Here is an 18,276-nt window from a genome sequence, read left to right on the forward strand (position 1 = left end):
TGCCCCGGGCTTTGAACAATTCAATAGCCCTTTGGCTTGTGAGGTCGATCCTAGGGCGTTACATTAAATAACTCAAATTCATATTTTTTATGCTTTGGATAACCAACTGGAATACGAAGATGGATCTGGCCAACCTGAACGCCTTTATTGCCATTGCCGAGACCGGAAGCTTCTCCGGCGCCGGCGAACGGCTGCACCTGACGCAACCGGCGATCAGCAAACGGATTGCCGGGCTGGAGCAGCAATTGAAGGTGCGGTTGTTTGATCGACTTGGCCGTGAAGTCGGCCTGACCGAAGCCGGACGCGCCCTGCTGCCACGGGCCTATCAGATTCTGAACGTGCTGGACGACACCCGCCGCGCCCTGACCAACCTGACCGGCGAAGTGACCGGTCGCCTGACCCTGGCCACCAGTCACCACATCGGCTTGCACCGTTTGCCGCCGTTATTAAGGGAGTTCACCCGCCGTTACCCACAAGTCGCACTGGATATTCAGTTCCTCGATTCGGAAGTGGCCTACGAAGAAATCCTCCATGGCCGCGCCGAACTGGCCGTCATCACCCTGGCGCCGGAACCCCACGCGCTGGTCAAGGCCACGCCGGTGTGGGACGACCCGCTCGATTTCGTGGTCGCCCCGGAGCATTCACTGATCAGCAATGGCGCGGTCAGCCTCGCGGACATCGCCCTGCACCCGGCGGTGTTCCCCGGCGGCAACACCTTTACTCACCATATCGTCCAGCGTCTGTTCGAAGCGCAAGGTTTGACGCCGAACATCGCGATGAGCACGAATTATCTGGAAACCATAAAGATGATGGTGTCGATCGGCCTGGCATGGAGCGTGTTGCCACGCACAATGCTTGACGATCAGGTTGCGCGAATACCCTTGCCGGGCATACAACTGACTCGCCAGCTAGGCTATATCTTGCACACCGAACGGACGCTGTCGAACGCAGCACGGGCTTTTATGGCCTTGCTGGATGCACAACTCGATCTGCCAGGGACTCAAGGCTAACTTGTGCTACTCCTATAGAGCCGCGAACTCCTGTGCCTAACGCCCAATTCAGCCCAAGGCCTGCCAATGCCGAAATCTGTTGACCGTGTTCCGCCGATGCCACGTATTCAGGCGCTTGACCCGAAACGGTCCGAGCAGAGCTGGGAAAGCGCGCCGCAGCTGCTGGCCGCCCTCAATGGCGCGCGCTTGGGTGCCTGGTATTGGGACATCGAGCGCGGCCAGATCAGCTGGTCGCGAGGTACGCAGGCACTGTTCGGTTTCGATCCCCGGCAACCGTTGCCGGCGGATCTGGAATACCTCGACCTGCTGCCGCCCGAAGACCGGGCTAAAACCATTCGTGCATTCCACGCAGTGATCGCCGGCGCGCCGCTGGAACAGGCGATGCACCACCGCATCCGCTGGCCCGACGGCAGCCTGCACTGGCTGGAGATCAATGGAAGCCTGCTGCCGGACAAACACGGCCGGCCGCGCATGATCGGGGTGATCCGCGAGATCACCCACCAGCGTCAACGCGAACAGGCGCTGAGCAGCTCGGAAAAACGCTTTGCGACGCTCTTTCACCTGTGCCCGAACATGGTGCTGCTGACTCGCCAGGAAGACGGCCTGATCTCCGAAGCCAACCAATACTTCGAAAGCCTGTTCGGCTGGCCGGTGCAAAACGCGATTGGCCGCACCACGATCGAACTGGGCCTTTGGGTGTACCCCGAACAACGGGAAAAACTGGTCAAGGCAACCAAGGCCAAAGGCGAGCTGGTCAGCATGGAGGTGCAGTTTCGCGCCAGCAATGGTCAGGTCCACGACGGCATTCTCAGCGCGCAAAAAGTCGAACTCGAGGGCCAGCCCTATCTGCTCAGCACTTTCCTCGACACCACTGAGCGCAAGGCTGCCGAACTCGCCCTGAAGGACAGCCAGGAGCGCCTCGATCTGGCGCTGGACTCGGCGCAACTCGGCACCTGGGACTGGCACATTCCCAGCGGCATGCTCTATGGCTCGGCCCGCGCCGCCCAACTGCACGGGCTGGAAGCAAAACCGTTCCATGAATCCTTCGAAGAGTTTTTCGAAGGCGTGCCCGGCGAAGAGCGCGACAGCATGCGCGATGCCTATCGCAGCCTGCGCGAAGGCCCGGCCGGCAACTATCAATTGACCTACCGCGTGCAGCTGACAGACGGCAGTTCACGCTACCTGGAAAGCCGCGCTCGGCTCTACCGCGATGAAAACGGCGTCCCGTTTCGCATGGCGGGCACCTTGCTGGACATCACCGATCAGGTCGAGCGCGAACAGAAGCTGGTGGCCTCCGAAGAGAAATTTGCCACCCTGTTCCAGGTCAGCCCGGACCCGATCTGCGTCACCCGCCAGGACACCGGCCAGTTCATCGAGATCAATTCCAGTTTCACCCAGACCTTTGGCTGGAGCACCACCGAGGTGCTTGGTCGCAGCGCCGATGAAATCGGCCTGTGGGACGCCTCGGCGAAAAGCCTGCGCCGGATCGAACAAGTCATCCGCGAACAGGGCCTCAACAACGTCGCCATTCTCGTTCAGCACAAGGACGGCCAATCGCTGACCTGCGTGATTTCCAGCCGCCAGATCAGCGTCGGCAATCAGCCGTGCATCGTCACAACTTTGCGCGACATCACCCAACAACAACGCTCGGAAGCGGCGCTCAAGGCCAGTGAAGAGAAGTTCGCCAAAGCCTTCCACTCCAGTCCCGACGCCATCACCATCACCGAACGCGACACCGGGCGCTATCTGGAGGTCAACGACGGCTTCTGCCGCCTGACGGGCTATCGCGCCGATGAGGTGGTCGGCCGCACGGTGTATCAGGTCGGCATCTGGGCCGAAGAAAAACAACGCTCGGCACTGCTCGCCGAGCTGCAGATCAAGGGCCGGGTGCACCACCAGGAAATGCTCGGCCGCAACAAGCGCGGCGAACTGTTGACCGTCGAAGTCTCGGTGGAACCGATCACCCTCAACGAAACCGCGTGCCTGCTGCTGACCGCGCGGGACGTCAGCCTGTTGAAAAACGCCGAAGCGCAGATCCGCCACCTGGCCTACCACGACCCGCTGACCAATCTGCCTAACCGCGCACTGCTGATGGATCGCCTGAGCCAGCAGATCGCCCTGCTAAAACGCCACAACCTGCGCGGCGCGTTGATGTTTCTTGATCTCGACCACTTCAAGCACATCAACGATTCGCTCGGCCACCCGGTGGGCGATACGGTGCTGAAAATCATCACGGCGCGCCTTGAAGCCAGCGTGCGCATGGAAGACACCGTGGCGCGCCTGGGCGGCGACGAATTCGTGGTGCTGCTCAGTGGCCTGGAAGGTTCGCGCAATGAAGTCAGCGCGCAGGTCCGCGAGCTGGCGGACACCTTGCGCGAACTGCTGTCGGAACCGATGTTCCTTGACGGCCAGCGACTGCAAGTGACACCGAGTATCGGTATCGCACTGATTCCCGATCATGGTTCGACCCCGACCGACCTGCTCAAACGCGCCGACATCGCGCTGTATCGGGCCAAGGATTCGGGGCGCAACACCACGCAGATGTATCACAACACCATGCAGAAAGCCGCCAGTGAACGCCTGCGCATGGAAACCGACCTGCGCCTGGCGCTTTCCCGGGGCGAGTTCAACGTGCATTACCAGCCGCAGGTGGACGCCCGCGACAATCGCATCGTTGGCGCCGAGGCGCTGGTGCGCTGGAACCATCCGGAGCTCGGCGCGCAATCGCCCACCGAATTCATCAAGATCCTGGAAGACAGCGGGCTGATTCTGGAAGTTGGCACCTGGATCCTCGATGAAGCCTGCGATGCCTTCAAACAGTTGATCGCCAAGGGCCTGATCGACCCGCTCGACTTCAGCCTGTGCGTGAACATCAGCCCACGGCAATTCCGCCAGAAAGACTTCGTCGAGCGCATTGAGCACAGCCTCGCCAGCCACGGCCTGCCCTGCTCGCTGTTGAAGCTGGAGATCACCGAAGGCATCGTCATCCAGAACCTGGAAGACACCATCAGCAAAATGCGCCGCCTGAAAAAACTCGGCGTGAGCTTCGCCATGGACGACTTCGGCACCGGTTATTCTTCGCTGACCTACCTCAAGCGACTGCCGGTCGACACCCTGAAAATCGACCAGTCGTTCATCCGTGATGCCACCACCGACCCCAATGACGCCGAGATCATCCGTGCCATCGTCGCCATGGCCCGCAGCCTGGAGTTGAAAGTGATTGCCGAAGGGGTGGAAACGCCGGAGCAGCTGGAGTTTTTGCAGGGGCTGGGCTGCCATTTTTATCAGGGATATCTGCACAGCCAACCGCTGCCAGTGGAATCGTTCCAAAAACTCCTGCAATAACACGGCGCCGGTAGGAGCGAGCACAAAAAAGGGCGCCAATGGCGCCCTTTTACATTGCCCTGCCTTAGTGCTGCAGAGCAGGTTTTTGCGTCCCGTTGATCGGGATTCGTTTGGCTTTCGCCTCTTCCGGAATCACCCGCAACAAGTCGATGCTCAACAGACCGTTGCTCAGGCCGGCAGCCTTGATTTCAATATGGTCCGCCAGTCGGAAGGACAGTTTGAAAGCCCGCTGTGCGATGCCTTGGTACAGATAGGTGACGTCTTCGTTCGCGTCACGCTTGCCGCCACTGATGGTCAGTACACCTTTTTCCACTTGCAGATCCAGGTCTTCTTCCTGGAAACCGGCGGCCGCTACGACAATGCGGTATTGGTCGTCGCCGTGTTTTTCAACGTTGTAAGGTGGATAGGTGCTGCCCGGCTCATTGCGCAGTGCGGTTTCGAAAAGGTCGTTGAAACGATCGAAACCGACCGAGGAACGGAACAGTGGTGCCATGGAAAATGCAGTGCTCATGATTCAAATCTCCTGAAAACATATCAGCAAGTTTTTTTGTCTCCGCGACCCGAATTCGGCATCGCGTAATCCTTAGATAGGGACCGCTGATTGCATTTCAAGAGTTTTTTTCAGATTTTTTTAAGCGGCCTCCAGCACCTGCAAACCCAGCAAACGCGAGACCTGATCCAGTTCGGTTTCACGACGCAGGACAGTAAAGAGCTCAACCGCTTCGGGATAATTACGCGTCAGCATGGCCAGCCACTGCTTCAGGCGACCGGGCGATTGACGGGGTGTCATCTGCGCCTTGGCTTGCAGCCAGAAGTCCTGGATCAGCGGCAGCAGCTCGGCCCAGGTCATCTCGATCACCTCTTCACCGGCACGAGCAGCGGCGATCTGCCGGGCCAGGTCCGGACGAGACACCAGCCCGCGACCAAGCATGATGTCTTCCACGCCGCTGATTTCGCGGCAGCGGCGCCAGTCTTCGACGCTCCAGATATCGCCATTGGCGAATACCGGCACCTTGACCACTTCCTGCACGCGAGGGATCCACTCCCAATGCGCCGGCGGTTTGTAGCCGTCCATCTTGGTCCGCGCATGCACCACGATGTGCTCCGCACCACCTTCGGCCAGGGCCGTGGCGCAAACCAGCGAGCCGTCAGGGCTGTCGAAGCCCAGACGCATTTTCGCGGTGACCGGAATGTGCGCCGGGACGGCGCGACGGACATGCTCGACGATCTGGTTCAGCAGCTCGGGCTCTTTGAGCAACACCGCGCCACCGCGTGACTTGTTGACGGTTTTGGCCGGGCAACCGAAGTTCAGGTCGATGACTTCGGAGCCCAACTCGCAGGCCAGCGCTGCGTTTTCCGCCAGGCACACCGGGTCGGAACCCAACAGCTGCACGCGCAACGGCACGCCGGACGCGGTGCGCGCACCCGTCAGCAATTCAGGGCCGAATTTGTGGAAGTAGGCAGGCGTGAGCAGTTGGTCGTTGATCCGGATGAACTCGGTCACGCACCAATCGATACCGCCCACACGGGTCAGCACGTCCCGCAGGATGTTGTCGACCAACCCCTCCATGGGCGCCAAAGCAATTTGCATGAAAAACACACTCGACGAAAAACGTGCGGCAGTTTACTGGTTTCGGCGGTTAGAAGGTATTTCGTCAGACCGGACGGTGTTGATTGTGCGGATGCTTTCGCGGGCAAGCCGCGAAGGGATCAGTCAGATCGCGACTTGCAACGCCGGACCATAACCCTCGATGAACTCTGCTGGCATGCGCTTGGGCTTGCCCGAGGAAAGCTCAATACAGACAAACGTGGTTTGCGCCCGCAGCAATGTAGTGTTGTCGCTCGGGCGTTTGAGCTGGAAGTGTCGCGTCATTTTCAGGCGCTGGTCCCAATCGACGATCCAGGTCGCCAATTGCAACTCGTCGCCCTCATAAGCCGCCGCCAGGTAATCGATCTCGTGCCGGACCACCGCCATCGCCCGATCCAGTCGCCGATACTCGACCAGGTCGAGGCCAAGCCGCTGCGAGTGGCGCCAGGCGCAGCGTTCGAGCCAGCTCACGTACACCGCGTTATTCGCGTGACCCAACCCGTCGATGTCCTCGGCGCCTACTTCCAGATCAATGATAAATGGCGTTGCCCTATCCCAGCCCATGCCCCACTCCCGGTCAGATGATGTCGACCGGGGCAGTGTAACGGATGCTCAGGCCGATTGGCGCGATTGCAGGCTGCGACCGGCCAGCAGTGATAACACGCCATCAATCACCCGCGGGTCGGCAAGCACCCGTTGATGACCACCCTCTTCCAGCCGCAGCAAACGGCTGTCAAACCAGGACTCGTGGATCAGCTGGGATTCTTTGACCGAAACAAAGTTGTCGTCTTCGGCGTGAACGATCAGGCCAGGCATGTCGAGCTGATAGCGCGAGACATCCAACGCAGCCGCGCGCATGCCGACGTCTTTTTCGACTTGCCGAATGAACGCCGAACGGGCTTTTGGCGGAAGCCGCACATAGCGGGCGAAACCGCGCAGAACCCCGAGAATCCGCGCCGGAGCACCAATGGTCACCAGGGTTTCGGTGCGCAGGCCCAACTGAACAGCGAGCATCGCGCTGGCACCGCCCATCGAGTGACCGATGACAGCCTGCAGCGGCGGCAACTCGGCGGCGGCCTCAAGCATGGCCCGGGCGAACAGCACGACGTTGGCTTCGTTACCCGGTGAGCGACCGTGAGCCGGACCGTCCAGAGCAACGACGGTGTACCCGGCCTCAACCAGCGCGGTGATCAGGCTGGCAAACTGCGTTGGTCGGCCTTCCCAACCGTGCATCAGCAACACTGCAGGACCTTGCCCCCAGCGCAACGCCGACAAGCCGAAGCGTAACGTGATGCGTTCGGATTTCGCCAGCAGCGGCAATTCCCAGTCACGCGGCGGCAGATCCCGCGGCGTCATGAACGCCAGTCGCATTTTGCTCGCGACCAGTTTCGGTGCAAACCAGCCCAAGGTGCCATTAACGCCACGAACCCACTTTAACGTGCTCATCGCTCTCACTCCTCAGGCCATTTGCCTTCAGGTCATAGCACCGCCGACTTGGCGGCACGCAGCAATCGATCGGACAACTCTCCCGGCCCCAACGCCCGCGCCAGAGCCAGTCCACCGACCATCAAGGCCATGTCGGCCAGGGCTTTGTCGGTGTCTTCCGGGCTGGCCGCCAACTGCGCGACCATCATTTCCACGTGTTCATTCAACGCCACCCGAAACGCGTCCGGCAGACGTCCCAGCTCGCCGACGGACGCCGGGATCGGGCACGCCGACTCAGAAGAGTCCCGGTGTTTGCGTGACAGGTAGAACGCAGCCACCAACGCGCGACGCTCTTCACCGGTCAATTCGGCGTCCATGTCGGCAATCAGGCCACGGCGGTGACCGAGCAGTTGCTTGAACGCTTCCAGCATCATCGCGTCCTTGCTTTCGAAGTGCGCATAGAAGCCGCCAACCGTCAGGCCGGCTGCACCCATCACTTCGCCCACGCTCGGTTCGGCCGGGCCACGCTGAATCAGCGCTGCGCTGGCGGCCTTGAGGATGCGTTCGCGGGTTTGAGCTTTTTTATCGTTCATCGTTGCCTCCGAATATTACGACTAGAATATTATTCTCATAATAATTTTCCGCAAGTCGTGGATGTGACCGCTGGTCTGAAGAACAGTTTGAAAGAAATGGGGGATTTGGCCAAACGCCAGACAAACAAAAGGGCCATTCAATAATTGAATGACCCTTATAAAATCCCGCAGAGCGGGTAATCGTGGCGTCCCCTAGGGGACTCGAACCCCTGTTACCGCCGTGAAAGGGCGGTGTCCTAGGCCACTAGACGAAGGGGACGCAAAACCTTCTATACAACTGATCAGTGCTGAGGGCTGATCGATTCAAGGCCGGTGTGGCCAGACCTTGAACTGTAAAATTGGTGGAGCTAAACGGGATCGAACCGTTGACCTCTTGCATGCCATGCAAGCGCTCTCCCAGCTGAGCTATAGCCCCGGATTTTTCGCCTCGCGGCGGAGCGACATCTTGCAACATCGCTTCTGTAAAACTGGCGTCCCCTAGGGGACTCGAACCCCTGTTACCGCCGTGAAAGGGCGGTGTCCTAGGCCACTAGACGAAGGGGACGCAAACCCTTCTATACATCAGATCAACGCTGAGTGCTGATCGCTTCAAGGCCGGTGTGGCCAGACCTTGAAGTGTAAATTGGTGGAGCTAGACGGGATCGAACCGTCGACCTCTTGCATGCCATGCAAGCGCTCTCCCAGCTGAGCTATAGCCCCTCATCGCTGAGGACGGGGCGAATCTTAATGGCGCATCGGAAACGTGTCAAATTTATTTTTAACAATTTCCAAAGTTTTTTGCCGACATAACAATCACTTACCGCCCTCCCCCCGTAAATTCGGGGGAAGAGCCGAAGATCAGGATCAAAAGACCGCAACCTCCGGCAGCTCCTGCGGGGTCAAACGACCTCAGGCGATGTTGCCCAAGAGTTTTTCCCACTCCTTGTTTTCCTTCTTCGACACACCACCGAGCAAGTCGATGGCCTGGCGCAGACGGAAACGCGTGAGGTCCGGGCCGAGGATTTCCATCGCGTCGAGCACCGACACCGAACTCGCCTGGCCAGTGATCGCGGCGAACATCAGCGGCATGGCATCACGCAGTTTCAATTCCAGGGATTCGACCACCGCTTGAATGGTCGCGGTGATGCTGTCCTTCTCCCACTGACGCAGGCTTTCCAGTTTCCACAGAATCAACTGCATCAACTGACGGACCTGATCGCCCGACAGCTTCTTCGACTCAAACAGCTTGGCATCCGGGTTCACGCCCCCGGCGAAGAAGAAACCGGCCAGCGGTGCGACCTGGCTGAAGGTTTCAACGCGGCCCTGCACGTGCGGCGCGATCTTCATCATGTATTCAGGGTTGAGCGCCCAGGTTTGCAGGCGCGAGGCGAATTCTTCCACCGGCAAATCGCGCAGCCATTGGCCGTTGAGCCACGACAGCTTCTCGATGTCGAAAATCGGCCCGCCGAGGGAGACGCGGCTCAGGTCGAAGTTGTCGACCATTTCCTGCAGCGAGAACTTCTCGCGCTCGTCCGGCATCGACCAGCCCATGCGTCCCAGGTAGTTGAGCATCGCTTCCGGCATGAAGCCCATGCGCTCGTAGAACGTCACCGAGGTCGGGTTCTTGCGCTTGGACAGCTTGCTCTTGTCCGGGTTACGCAGCAGCGGCATGTAGCACAGCTCCGGTTGTTCCCAGCCGAAGTATTCGTACAGAAGAATCAGTTTCGGTGCCGAAGGCAGCCATTCTTCGCCACGCAGCACGTGGGTGATGCCCATCAGGTGGTCATCGACCACGTTGGCGAGGAAGTACGTCGGCAGACCGTCGGTCTTCATCAGGACCTGCATGTCCATGCGATCCCACGGAATCTCGACATCGCCACGCAGCATGTCCGGCACCACGCACACGCCTTCGCTCGGCACCTTCATGCGGATCACGTGCGGCTCGCCGGCGGCCAGGCGGCGCGCGACTTCTTCTTTCGACAGCAGCAGCGCACGGCCGTCGTAACGCGGAGTTTCGCCGCGGGCCATTTGCTCGGCGCGCATCTGGTCCAGCTCTTCAGCGGTGCAGAAACACGGGAAGGCATGGCCCATCTCGACCAGTTGCTGGCAGTACTTCTGATAGATCTCGCCGCGCTCGCTTTGACGGTATGGACCGTGCGGGCCGCCGACGTCCGGGCCTTCGCTCCAGTCGATACCCAACCAGCGCAGGGCGTCGAAAATCTGCTGTTCGGACTCGCGAGTCGAACGCAACTGGTCGGTGTCTTCAATCCGCAGGATGAACTCACCGCCATGCTGCTTGGCAAAGCAGTAGTTGAACAAAGCGATGTAAGCGGTACCTACGTGGGGGTCCCCGGTAGGCGATGGCGCGATGCGCGTGCGGACGGTGGTCATGGCAAGTCTCGAAATGAAGATGAAACAAAGGGCGAATGGTAACAGGCGTTGCCCGCCCGGCTCCAGTGAGCAGGGCATTTAAGCCAAGTTTGCGTCTACAACGGGCCTTGGCCGCAATGAATGATCGATTATTCAACCGATGGCATTTACCCACTATCGACTGTATGCCAAATTCGCCTGCTGATACCTTTCCTTACAATTTCTCGACTACAGTTTGCCCCATGCCTGCCCAACTCAAGCGTCGCCTGTTTATTTTCCTGCTGATCGTCCTGCTGATTGCCGGGGGCTTTTTTGCCCAGTGGTTCTTCAAGGGACGGTTTTATGAAAGCACCGACAACGCCTATGTCCAGGGCGAGATCACCCGTGTGTCGAGCCAGTTGGGCGCGCGCATCGATCAGGTGCTGGTGCAGGACAACCAGCACGTCGAGAAAGGCCAGTTGCTGATCAGGCTCGAAGGCGACGATTTCCACCTCGCCGTCGACCGCGCCAACGCCACGCTCGCCACCCGTCAGGCCGAACGCCTGCAAGCCCAGAGCAAACTGACGCAGCAAGCCAGCCTGATTGCCGCAAGCGTAGCGCAAGTCGCGTCCAGCCAGGCCAGCCTCGGTCGCTCGCAGATTGACCTGTCCCGCGCGCAAACCCTGCGTAAACCCGGCTATGTGTCGGAAGAACGAGTGACCACCCTTTCCGCCGATAACCACATTGCCCGCTCGCAGGTGACCAAGGCCCAGGCCGACGCACAGAGTCAGCGCCAGCAAATCAACTCCCTCAGCGCAGAGATCAAGCGCCTCGACGCGATGATCGCCAACGCCAAAACCGATCTGGCCCAGGCCGAGTTGAACCTGACCCGCAGCGAAATCCACGCCCCCATCAGCGGCCTGATCGGCCAGCGTGCCGCCCGCGAAGGCCAATACGTGCAGGCCGGCGCTTATTTGCTGTCGATTGTCCCGGATCAAGACATCTGGATTCAGGCCAACTTCAAGGAAACCCAGATCGGCCACATGCAGCCCGGACAGAAAGCGGAACTGACGTTCGACGCCTACAGCGATACGCCGATCGACGCACGGGTCGACAGCCTGTTCGCCGCCTCGGGCGCGCAATTCAGCCTTCTGCCTCCGGACAATGCCACGGGCAATTTCACCAAAGTCGTACAACGGATTCCGGTAAAACTGACCTTCGCTGCGGACAACCCGCTGCACGGCAAGATTCGTCCGGGCATGTCGGTCACCGCCAAAGTGAACATCAAAGACACCCCTGACGATGGCCGGTGATCAACTGATCCGCCCGGTCGGCGAACCGACCCGGCGGGACTGGATCGCGGTCATGAGCGTGATGCTCGGCGCCTTCATGGCGGTGCTCGACATCCAGATCACCAACTCGTCACTCAAGGATATTCAGGGCGCGCTGTCGGCGACGCTGGAAGAAGGCTCGTGGATATCCACATCGTATCTGGTCGCGGAAATCATCATGATTCCGCTGACCGCGTGGCTGGTGCAGCTACTCTCGGCGCGTCGACTGGCGGTGTGGGTGTCCCTTGGATTTCTTGCCGCGTCCCTGCTCTGCTCGATGGCGTGGAGCCTGGAAAGCATGATCATTTTCCGCGCACTGCAAGGCTTCACCGGCGGCGCGCTGATCCCGCTGGCGTTTACCCTGACGCTGATCAAACTTCCCGAACACCACCGCGCCAAAGGCATGGCCATGTTCGCCATGACCGCAACGTTCGCGCCCTCCATCGGCCCGACGCTCGGTGGCTGGCTGACGGAAAACTGGGGCTGGGAATACATTTTCTACATCAACATCCCGCCGGGCCTGATCATGATCGCCGGTCTGATGTATGGCCTGGAGAAAAAAGAAGCGCACTGGGAACTGCTCAAAAGCACCGACTACACCGGGATTCTCACCCTCGGCATCGGCCTTGGCTGTTTGCAGGTTTTCCTGGAGGAAGGCCATCGCAAAGACTGGCTGGAATCAAACCTGATCGTGACCCTGGGCAGCATCGCGCTGATCAGCCTGATCACCTTTGTGATCGTGCAGTTTTCCAAACCCAATCCGCTGATCAACCTCGGGATTCTGGGCAATCGCAACTTCGGCTTATCAAGTATTTCCAGCCTGGGAATGGGCGTCGGGTTGTACGGTTCGATCTTTCTATTGCCGCTGTACCTGGCGCAGATCCAGAACTACAACGCGCTGCAGATCGGCGAAGTGATCATGTGGATGGGCGTGCCGCAGCTGTTCCTGATTCCGCTGGTGCCGAAGCTGATGAAATACGTCTCGCCGAAATGGCTGTGCACCCTGGGCTTCGGGTTGTTTGGCCTGGCGAGTTTTTCTTCGGGGGTGCTGAACCCGGACTTTGCCGGACCGCAGTTCAATCAGATCCAGATCATCCGCGCACTCGGCCAGCCGTTGATCATGGTGACCATCTCGCTGATCGCCACCGCGTATATCCTGCCGCAGGACGCGGGCTCGGCGTCGAGCCTGTTCAACATTCTGCGCAACCTTGGCGGCGCCATTGGCATCGCCCTTCTCGCCACATTGCTGGATGCGCGGACCAAGACTTACTTTGATTATTTGCGTGAATCCATCGTGCCGAGCAACCCGCAGGTGGCCGAGCGAATGGCGTCGTTGACGGAGCGGTTTGGCAGTGAAACGGCAGCGCTGGGCAAGCTCAGCGAGATTGCGCATCAGCAGGCGTCGATCATGGCTTACAACGATGCGTTTCATTTTGTCGGGATTGCGCTTGGGATCAGCATGATTGCGGTGTTGCTGACCAAGCAATTACCGGCGGGGTTGAAGGCTGGCGAGGCGCACTAGTTGATATTTGTATCGACCTGACCGGCCTCATCGCGGGCAAGCCCGCTCCCACAGGTTATGTGTCGATCACGATATTGCGATTGACACAAAACCTTGTGGGAGCGGGCTTGCCCGCGATGAGGCCAGTACAAGCAGCGCAAATCAAACAGCAATCAACCGATCCCGCAGCTTGGTAATCTCATCACGCATCTGCGCCGCCGCTTCGAATTCCAGGTCGCGAGCCAAGGCGTACATCTTCTCTTCCAAGGCCTTGATGCGCTTGGCGACCTCTCCCGGCGAACGCAATTCCGCTTCGTACTTGGCGCTTTCCTCGGCAGCCTTGGCCATGCCTTTGCGCTTCTTGCTGCGCGAGCCCGGCACGGTGGCGCCTTCCATGATGTCGGCAACGTCCTTGAACACTCCCTTCGGCGTAATGCCGTTGGCCAGGTTGAAGGCGATCTGCTTGTCGCGCCGACGCTCGGTTTCACCGATGGCCCGCTCCATGGAACCGGTGATGCGATCCGCGTACAGAATCGCCCGACCGTTGAGGTTACGCGCCGCGCGACCGATGGTCTGGATCAGCGAGCGCTCGGAACGCAGGAAGCCTTCCTTGTCCGCGTCAAGAATCGCCACCAGCGATACTTCGGGCATGTCCAGGCCTTCCCGCAGCAGGTTGATGCCCACCAACACATCAAACGTGCCGAGGCGCAAATCGCGGATGATTTCCACGCGTTCCACGGTGTCGATGTCCGAGTGCAGATAACGCACGCGCACGCCGTGGTCGGCCAGGTAATCGGTCAAGTCTTCGGACATGCGCTTGGTCAGCGTCGTGACCAATACCCGCTCTTCGAGGGCGACACGCTTGGTGATTTCCGAGAGCAGGTCGTCGACCTGGGTCAGCGCCGGACGGATTTCGATTTGCGGGTCCACCAGACCGGTCGGGCGTACCAGTTGCTCGACCACCCGGCCCGCATGTTCCGCTTCGTAGTTGCCCGGCGTGGCCGAGACAAAAATCGTCTGCGGGCTGATGCCTTCGAACTCGTCGAAGCGCATTGGCCGGTTGTCCAGCGCCGAGGGCAGCCGGAAGCCGTATTCCACCAGCGTTTCCTTACGTGAGCGGTCGCCCTTATACATGGCACCGACCTGCGGCACGCTGACGTGGGATTCGTCGATCACCAGCAAGGCATCGGCCGGCAAGTAATCGAACAAGGTCGGCGGCGCCTCACCGGATGCACGGCCCGAGAGGTAGCGCGAGTAGTTTTCGATGCCGTTGCAGTAGCCCAGTTCGAGGATCATCTCCAGGTCAAAGCGCGTGCGTTGTTCAAGGCGTTGCGCTTCCACCAGTTTGTTGTTGGAGCGCAGATACTCCAGCCGTTCCTGCAACTCGACCTTGATCCCTTCGATGGCGCCGAGCAGGGTTTCTCGCGGCGTCACGTAGTGGCTTTTCGGGTAGAACGTGAAACGCGGAAGCTTGCGGATCACCTCGCCGGTCAGCGGATCGAAGGCCGACAGGCTCTCGACTTCGTCATCGAACAGCTCGATGCGGATCGCTTCGAAATCGGATTCTGCCGGGTGAATGTCGATCACATCACCACGCACGCGGAACGTCGCCCGGGCGAAATCCATGTCGTTGCGGGTGTATTGCAGGTCTGCCAGGCGACGCAGCAAGGCACGCTGATCGAGCTTGTCGCCACGATCCACGTGCAACACCATTTTCAAATAGGTTTCCGGGCTGCCCAGACCGTAGATGCACGACACCGTGGTGACGATGATCGCGTCCTTGCGCTCCAGCAAGGCTTTGGTCGCCGAGAGTCGCATCTGTTCGATGTGATCGTTGATCGAAGCGTCTTTCTCGATGAAGGTGTCCGACGACGGCACGTAGGCTTCAGGCTGGTAGTAGTCGTAGTAGGAAACGAAGTATTCAACAGCATTGTTCGGGAAGAACGCCTTGAACTCGCCGTACAACTGCGCAGCCAGGGTCTTGTTCGGCGCCAGCACCAGCGTCGGGCGCTGCACCTGGGCGATGACGTTGGCGATGCTGAATGTCTTGCCCGAACCGGTCACACCGAGCAACGTCTGGTGAGCCAAACCGGCTTCGATGCCCTCGACCATCAGGCGAATGGCTTCCGGCTGGTCGCCGGCGGGCTCGAAGCGGGTGACTAGCTGGAATTCAGACATGAAATACCTCTGGGTTCACCCGTGCGCGGTCAAACCGGACAGGAACGAGAAAGACCGCAAACGACCGACGTCGCCCGAGGAAAAAACTGGATTGTGCTCAATGTGGAGTCGATTGCCTTCGCTTTCAAGGCAAACGTCCTACATTCCTCGACGTCTTTGACGGGATCAATCGACTAACGGTCGGAAAATAATCGGAAAAACTTACGGTAAAAGCCGAATCGACTGTCGCCATCCTTCGCCGATGGCCTCTATACTAGCTCCCCGTTTGTGCACCGCTCTAGTGCATTCGGCTGGAGCGCGACACGTCCCTCCACACTCCATTCAGAGCCGCCGCAAAAATGAGCCTGTTCTCCGCTGTCGAAATGGCACCACGCGATCCAATCCTGGGCCTCAACGAAGCATTCAACGCCGATACCCGTACCAACAAGGTCAACCTGGGGGTCGGTGTTTACTGCAACGAGGAGGGGCGAATTCCACTCCTGCGCGCCGTTGTCGAAGCCGAGACGATTCGCGTCGCTCAACACGCTTCCCGTGGCTACTTGCCAATCGATGGCATCGCGGCTTACGACCAGGCCGTGCAAAAACTGCTGTTTGGCAATGACTCGCCACTGATCGCCGCTGGCCGCGTCATTACCACCCAGGCCGTTGGCGGTACTGGTGCGCTGAAAATCGGTGCCGACTTCCTCAAGCAACTGCTGCCGAACGCCGTCGTGGCGATCAGCGACCCGAGCTGGGAAAACCACCGCGCGCTGTTCGAAACCGCCGGTTTCCCGGTGCAGAACTATCGTTACTACGACGCCGCGACCCACGATGTGAACCGTGCCGGCCTGCTGGAAGACCTGAACGCCCTGCCGAACGGCTCGATCGTTGTGCTGCACGCCTGCTGCCACAACCCGACCGGCGTGGACCTGAGCCCGGCGGACTGGAAAAACGTTCTGGAAGTCGTGAAGGCCAAGGGTCACGTACCGTTCCTCGACATGGCCTATCAGGGCTTTGGCGACGGCATCGACGAAGACGCCGCCGCCGTGCGTCTGTTCGCTGAATCGAGCCTGACTTTCTTCGTCTCCAGCTCGTTCTCCAAATCCTTCTCGCTGTACGGCGAGCGCGTTGGCGCCCTGTCGATCGTCAGTGAATCGAAAGAAGAAAGCGCGCGCGTGCTGTCGCAAGTCAAACGCGTGATCCGCACCAACTACTCCAACCCGCCGACCCACGGTGCAAGCATCGTCGCCGCTGTGTTGAACAGCCCGGAACTGCGCGCTCAGTGGGAAGAAGAACTGGCCGAAATGCGCTTGCGGATTCGCGGCATGCGCACCCAGATGGTTGATCTGCTGGCGAAACAGGCTCCGCAGCGCGACTTCAGCTTCGTGGGCCGTCAGCGTGGCATGTTCTCCTACTCTGGCCTGACGGTTGAGCAAGTCACCCGCCTGCGCAACGAGTTCGGCATCTACGCCCTGGACACCGGCCGCATCTGCGTCGCCGCGTTGAACCAGAGCAACATCGATGTCGTGACCAAGGCCATTGTTGCGGTGATCTGAGTCATCAAGCGCTAAACAAACGGGAAGCCCTTGGGCTTCCCGTTTTTATTTGGCGCAGATAATTCTCAACCTCATGGTCGAGCGCTCTAGACTGCACGTCATATTACTGTGGGAGCCGGGCTTGCCCGCGATGGCGGTCGATCAACCAACAACAGGGTTGAATGTGAGAGCCCTGTCGCGGGCAAGCCCGCTCCCACAGGTTCTATGTACATTTCGGAATTCTGACGAGAACCCACATGAAAAACGATGACCTGCGCGCTGAGCGCGATGACCTGAATGACCTGAATGACTTCATCCCCCGCGTCCCGGCCAAACGCAGCAATAACCTGGTGCTGCAAGTGGCTGCGGGTGTGTTTCTCGGCGGCCTGGCCTTGTGGCTGGTGCAACTGGGCGCGACGCTGCTTTACGCCAAACTGATGCTTGCCACCGTGACGTTCGGCGGTTAAGCCAGTTCGGTCGCGCGCTGGCTGGCCGCATCGTCATAGGCGACGTACAGCGATTCGGCGACCTGGCTTTTGATGGCCTTGGTGCTTTCCAGGCCCAAAACAAAACCTTCGGCCTTGCCGCCAGCGCGATTCAATTCGTCAGCGGTGCTGGCCTGAGTGATTGCGTCGAACAGTTTTTCGGCGTGCGGACCGACCCCTTTGGGCAGGCTGATCTGAGCGATGCTCATGCGGACACCTCATTATTGCGAAGCGTGAGGGCTGGGTGATTCATGGCGCGTACCTTTTCGGCGAATGGCCGGCAGCGCGTGTAACCACTTCCGGGCGGCCATGGTAGACCTCTGATGCGATTCTGGTAACCGCCAATCGCCGATAAACCGCCGTCCGTCCCGACGAATCGCTCAAGCTGCCAACAGGTGCTTGACTTCTCTTTTTGAATCAGTAACATACACGCCATTCCGCGATAGCTCAGTTGGTAGAGCAAGTGACTGTTAATCACTGGGTCCCTGGTTCGAGTCCAGGTCGTGGAGCCAGACAAGGTTCGGAGAAGGCTTTCAAAATCTCGGAACACCAAAAACCCGCCTTATGGCGGGTTTTTTCGTTTTGGCGTTCCGTCGGATTCCGGTGGGTGCGCGGCGTTTTAAGGGTAGAGCTTGGAATAAAGGTCTGTTCGATAGAAGGGAGTACCCTTATGTCGCGGACATGCCCATGGACAGTTCCTCCAGCCCGACACCGGCCGGTGCGTCTTGGCGCAGGCGCTCGCGCAGTAGCCGGCAGCCTGCGACGTAGGCCAGGCGCAGGTGTGCTTCGTCAAAGGTTTTGCTCACCGGCAGCAGACGCACGCTCGCCGGATCACGACCGACACGCTGGCAGGCGCTGGCGATGCGCCGCTGCACTGCAGCCAGATTGCGCCGAAAGTCCTCAACGCTGTTGGCCTGCGGGTAGCGGCCGTGGCACTCGTGCAGGGTCAGGGTGTCGACTTCGGTGACCTCTTCAATA

At 59.6% G+C, this 18,276-nt stretch carries 14 protein-coding genes, 5 tRNA genes and 1 pseudogene; 7 read left to right on the top strand and 13 right to left on the bottom strand.

The features are described 5' to 3' along the window. Positions 1 to 119 precede the first annotated feature (119 nt). Both Q7W83_RS16670 and Q7W83_RS16675 read left to right on the top strand, forming a co-directional pair. Positions 120 to 1,010 carry a LysR family transcriptional regulator gene (locus tag Q7W83_RS16670; RefSeq protein ID WP_150632475.1) on the top strand — a complete coding sequence of 297 codons (891 nt, stop codon included), beginning with the start codon at positions 120 to 122 and terminating at the stop codon, positions 1,008 to 1,010. Positions 1,011 to 1,076: 66 nt separating this feature from the next. Continuing rightward, positions 1,077 to 4,355: a sensor domain-containing protein gene (locus tag Q7W83_RS16675; RefSeq protein ID WP_150654190.1), complete on the top strand. Its 3,279-nt coding sequence runs from the start codon at positions 1,077 to 1,079 to the stop codon at positions 4,353 to 4,355. Positions 4,356 to 4,419: 64 nt separating this feature from the next. Here Q7W83_RS16675 and Q7W83_RS16680 read toward each other — a convergent pair whose 3' ends face one another. The 10 genes from Q7W83_RS16680 to gltX form a co-directional block, all read right to left on the bottom strand. After that, positions 4,420 to 4,866, bottom strand: coding sequence for an Hsp20 family protein (locus Q7W83_RS16680; RefSeq protein WP_150632477.1), 447 nt, complete (start codon positions 4,864 to 4,866; stop codon positions 4,420 to 4,422). Between the two features lie 120 nt (positions 4,867 to 4,986). Further along, positions 4,987 to 5,946, bottom strand: a complete 960-nt coding sequence (locus Q7W83_RS16685; protein WP_150632478.1) for a tRNA dihydrouridine synthase — start codon at positions 5,944 to 5,946, stop codon at positions 4,987 to 4,989. A 123-nt stretch (positions 5,947 to 6,069) separates the two neighbouring features. Beyond that, positions 6,070 to 6,507 (bottom strand): acyl-CoA thioesterase, encoded by a 438-nt coding sequence (locus tag Q7W83_RS16690; protein ID WP_150632479.1) that lies wholly within the window; start codon positions 6,505 to 6,507, stop codon positions 6,070 to 6,072. 48 nt (positions 6,508 to 6,555) lie between these two features. Further along, positions 6,556 to 7,389, bottom strand: a complete 834-nt coding sequence (locus Q7W83_RS16695) for an alpha/beta fold hydrolase (protein WP_150632480.1) — start codon at positions 7,387 to 7,389, stop codon at positions 6,556 to 6,558. A gap of 32 nt (positions 7,390 to 7,421) precedes the next feature. Further along, a complete protein-coding gene (locus Q7W83_RS16700) occupies positions 7,422 to 7,961 on the bottom strand; it encodes a TetR/AcrR family transcriptional regulator (protein WP_008028313.1) in 540 nt (179 codons plus the stop codon). Between the two features lie 183 nt (positions 7,962 to 8,144). Then, positions 8,145 to 8,220, bottom strand: a tRNA-Glu gene (locus Q7W83_RS16705). Positions 8,221 to 8,300: 80 nt separating this feature from the next. Beyond that, a tRNA-Ala gene (locus Q7W83_RS16710) sits at positions 8,301 to 8,376 on the bottom strand. Between the two features lie 53 nt (positions 8,377 to 8,429). Then, positions 8,430 to 8,505: transfer RNA gene (locus tag Q7W83_RS16715), tRNA-Glu, on the bottom strand. A 79-nt stretch (positions 8,506 to 8,584) separates the two neighbouring features. Next, positions 8,585 to 8,660: transfer RNA gene (locus Q7W83_RS16720), tRNA-Ala, on the bottom strand. A 189-nt stretch (positions 8,661 to 8,849) separates the two neighbouring features. Then, a complete protein-coding gene (gltX, locus tag Q7W83_RS16725; protein ID WP_150632481.1) occupies positions 8,850 to 10,331 on the bottom strand; it encodes a glutamate--tRNA ligase in 1,482 nt (493 codons plus the stop codon). A 221-nt stretch (positions 10,332 to 10,552) separates the two neighbouring features. Between gltX and Q7W83_RS16730 the strand changes: the two genes are divergently transcribed. Both Q7W83_RS16730 and Q7W83_RS16735 read left to right on the top strand, forming a co-directional pair. Continuing rightward, entirely contained in the window at positions 10,553 to 11,602 is a 1,050-nt protein-coding gene (locus Q7W83_RS16730; RefSeq protein ID WP_473656367.1) for an HlyD family secretion protein, read from the top strand. Further along, positions 11,592 to 13,142, top strand: coding sequence for an MDR family MFS transporter (locus Q7W83_RS16735; protein ID WP_150632483.1), 1,551 nt, complete (start codon positions 11,592 to 11,594; stop codon positions 13,140 to 13,142). The genes Q7W83_RS16730 and Q7W83_RS16735 overlap by 11 nt, the downstream gene beginning before the upstream one ends. Positions 13,143 to 13,283: 141 nt before the next feature. Here the strand turns inward: Q7W83_RS16735 and uvrB are convergent, their stop codons facing one another. Beyond that, positions 13,284 to 15,299: an excinuclease ABC subunit UvrB gene (uvrB, locus tag Q7W83_RS16740; RefSeq protein WP_150632484.1), complete on the bottom strand. Its 2,016-nt coding sequence runs from the start codon at positions 15,297 to 15,299 to the stop codon at positions 13,284 to 13,286. A 338-nt stretch (positions 15,300 to 15,637) separates the two neighbouring features. Here uvrB and Q7W83_RS16745 point away from each other — a divergent pair, with 338 nt between their 5' ends. Both Q7W83_RS16745 and Q7W83_RS16750 read left to right on the top strand, forming a co-directional pair. Then, a complete protein-coding gene (locus Q7W83_RS16745; RefSeq protein WP_150632485.1) occupies positions 15,638 to 16,834 on the top strand; it encodes an amino acid aminotransferase in 1,197 nt (398 codons plus the stop codon). A 236-nt stretch (positions 16,835 to 17,070) separates the two neighbouring features. Next, positions 17,071 to 17,280 carry a hypothetical protein gene (locus tag Q7W83_RS16750; RefSeq protein ID WP_150632486.1) on the top strand — a complete coding sequence of 70 codons (210 nt, stop codon included), beginning with the start codon at positions 17,071 to 17,073 and terminating at the stop codon, positions 17,278 to 17,280. Here Q7W83_RS16750 and Q7W83_RS16755 read toward each other — a convergent pair. Beyond that, complete coding sequence (locus tag Q7W83_RS16755; protein ID WP_008007186.1) at positions 17,277 to 17,507, bottom strand: hypothetical protein; 231 nt, start codon at positions 17,505 to 17,507, stop codon at positions 17,277 to 17,279. The genes Q7W83_RS16750 and Q7W83_RS16755 overlap by 4 nt on opposite strands. Before the next feature lie 227 nt (positions 17,508 to 17,734). Between Q7W83_RS16755 and Q7W83_RS16760 the strand changes: the two genes are divergently transcribed. Continuing rightward, positions 17,735 to 17,810: transfer RNA gene (locus tag Q7W83_RS16760), tRNA-Asn, on the top strand. A gap of 207 nt (positions 17,811 to 18,017) precedes the next feature. Here Q7W83_RS16760 and Q7W83_RS16765 read toward each other — a convergent pair. Next, positions 18,018 to 18,275, bottom strand: a pseudogene (locus Q7W83_RS16765) (YggS family pyridoxal phosphate-dependent enzyme); the annotation flags it as partial. Position 18,276: the final 1 nt, after the last annotated feature.

This window comes from Pseudomonas sp. 300, assembly GCF_055803035.1.